This window comes from Streptomyces boluensis (assembly GCF_009908195.1).
GTDB classification, from domain to species: domain Bacteria; phylum Actinomycetota; class Actinomycetes; order Streptomycetales; family Streptomycetaceae; genus Streptomyces; species Streptomyces boluensis.
This window is the reverse complement of sequence record NZ_JAAAHS010000626.1, coordinates 1-2448: the sequence shown is the minus strand read 5'-3', so window position 1 is coordinate 2448 and position 2448 is coordinate 1. Positions and strand designations below refer to the sequence as shown.

Sequence of the window (2448 nt, the reverse complement as noted above, 5' to 3'; positions counted from 1 at the left end):
GGCATGACCTCCTACGAGCCATACGTAAGCCATACGTACAGGATCTCGTTGCCCGGTGAACCTAAGGCGGCGCTCAAAGGCAGGTCAATGCCCGTGCGCGGACGGCAGTACCTACGTCAGCCGCTCAGCCACGTGTAGCGCAGCTCCGGGCGGCCCACCTGCCCGTACTGCGGACTGCGCGCCGCACGGCCCGTCGTCACCAGGTGTTCCAGATAGCGGCGGGCCGTGATCCGGGACAACCCGGCCGTCTCCGCCGCCACCGTCGCCGTCAGCCCGTCGGGCGAGGACCGCAACGTCTGCGTCACCCGCTCCAGGGTCGGCGCGCTCAGCCCCTTCGGCAGCGCGGCGGGACCCGGCGACCGCAGCGTCGCAAGCGCCCGGTCCACCTCGTCCTGACTGTCCGCCTCACCCGCCGCGCCCCGGAACTCCGCGTACCGCACGAGCCGGTCCCGCAGCGTCGCGAACGTGAACGGCTTCAGGACGTACTGCACGACCCCGAGGGACACGCCCTCGCGCACGACCGTCAGATCGCGGGCCGACGTCACCGCGATCACATCGGCGTGATGCCCGGCGGCCCGCAGGGTACGCGCCAGCTTCAGGCCGTGTCCGTCCGGCAGATACAGGTCGAGGAGGAGCAGATCGACCGCGGTACGGTCCAGGATCCGCCGCGCCTCCGACCCGGAGTGCGCCTTGCCGACCGTACGGAACCCGGGAACCCGGTCGACGTAATGCGCGTGTGCGTCTGCCGCCACGGGGTCGTCCTCGACCACGAGGACCCGTATCTCGGGCCTGCGGTCGTCTGCTCCGGTCATGCGGGCACCTCCCTTTGCAGCGGCAGCCGAACCGTGAACTCCGCGCCGCCGTCCGGGGCCCCGGTCACCTCGACCGAGCCACCGTGCCGGTGCACCGCCTGCTGGACCAGGGCGAGGCCGAGACCGCGGCCCGGTCCCTTGCCGGACAGGCCGCGCCGGAACACATCGGTGTCCGGGGGGATGCCGGGACCGTTGTCGGAGACCCGGAACAGCAGCTCGTCGTCGGCGCGCGCGGTCACCGTAACCCGCCCGCCCGGAGTGCCGGTCGCCGCGTCCACCGCGTTGTCGATCAGGTTGCCGAGGACGGTGACCAGGTCGCGGGGCGGCAGCGAGGCGGGCAGCAGCCCGTCGTCGATCCGGCTGTCGGCGGACACCACCAGCTCGACGCCGCGCTCGTTGGCCTGCGCCGCCTTGCCGAGCAGCAGCGCGGCGAGCACCGGCTCGCCCACCGACGTGACGACCTGATCGGTCAGCGCCTGCGCGAGCTCCAGCTCCGCCGTGGCGAACTCCACCGCCTCCTCCGCCCGGCCCAGCTCGATCAGCGACACCACGGTGTGCAGCCGGTTCGCCGCCTCGTGCGCCTGCGAGCGCAGCGCCTGCGTGAACCCCCGCTCATGGTTCAACTCACCGGTCAGCGCCTGCAGTTCGGTGTGGTCGCGGAGCGTGACGACGGTGCCGCGCCGCTCGCCCCCGGACACCGGCGAGGTGTTCAGTACGACGACCCGGTGTCCGGTCAGATGCACCTCGTCGACCCGCGGCTCGGCGGCGAGCAGGGCGCCGGTCAGCGGCGCGGGCAGGCCGAGTTCGGCGATGCTCCGGCCGACCGCGTCCTCGCCGAGGCCGAGGAGCTCGCGGGCGCCGTCGTTCATCAGCGCGATCCGCCGCTGCCCGTCGAGCATGAGGAGCCCCTCGCGCACGGCGTGCAGGGCGGCCTCGTGGTAGACGTGCATATGGGACAGCTCCGCCGCGTTCATGCCGTGCGTGTGCCGGCGAAGCCGGGCGTTGACCACGTACGTACCGAGCCCGCCCAGCGCGAGCGCCCCGGCCGCGACGCCGATGAACCCGGTGAGCTGCTTGCGTACCTGCTCGGTGATCTCCTCGATGGTGATGCCCGCGCTGACCAGGCCGACGATCCGGCCGTCGTCCCTGATGGGCGTCACCACACGCACGGACGTGCCGAGGGTTCCGGTGTACGTCTCGGGGAAGGTGCGGCCTTCAAGGGCGGGCCTGATGTGCCCGAGGTAGCGGGCGCCGATGTTGGCCGGGTTGGGGTGCGTCCAGCGAATGCCCTGCCGATTCATGATCGTCACGAAGTCGACGTCCGTGGCCCTGCGGACCTTCTCGGCGTACGGCTGCAGCGTCGCACTCGGGTCGGGACGGCGGATGGCTTCGCGCACCGACGGCGACTCGGCGACGGCCCGTGCGGTCGCCGCGGCCTGCCGCCCGGCCGCGTCCTCGGCCTGCCGGTGCGCGGTGAGGTACGCGAACACCGTGCATCCGGCGACCACGAAGGCCACGAGCACGACCTGCATGGCGAAGAGCTGGCCGGCGAGGCTGCGGGGTTTGGGGACGCGGGGCATACCCCCATGGTGCCTGGTCACGGGGCGGGGCCGGGGGCGTGATCGCCTGGTCAGGC

The 2448-nt window shown here is 72.5% G+C and carries 2 protein-coding genes; both read right to left on the bottom strand.

Annotated elements, in window-relative coordinates:
- Positions 1-116: 116 nt before the first annotated feature.
- The gene (locus tag GUY60_RS36760; protein ID WP_161705846.1) at positions 117-812 is read right to left on the bottom strand and encodes a response regulator; all 696 of its coding nucleotides are present in this window, start codon (positions 810-812) and stop codon (positions 117-119) included.
- The gene (locus GUY60_RS36755; protein ID WP_161705845.1) at positions 809-2392 is read right to left on the bottom strand and encodes a sensor histidine kinase; all 1584 of its coding nucleotides are present in this window, start codon (positions 2390-2392) and stop codon (positions 809-811) included. Before GUY60_RS36755 ends, GUY60_RS36760 begins: the two co-directional genes overlap by 4 nt.
- Between the last annotated feature and the right edge of the window lie 56 nt (positions 2393-2448).

Coding starts and splice junctions, on each gene's coding strand:
- GUY60_RS36760 (WP_161705846.1), bottom strand. CDS start 812: ATGACCGGAGCAGACGACCGCAGGCCCGAGATACGGGTCCTCGTGGTC.
- GUY60_RS36755 (WP_161705845.1), bottom strand. CDS start 2,392: ATGCCCCGCGTCCCCAAACCCCGCAGCCTCGCCGGCCAGCTCTTCGCC.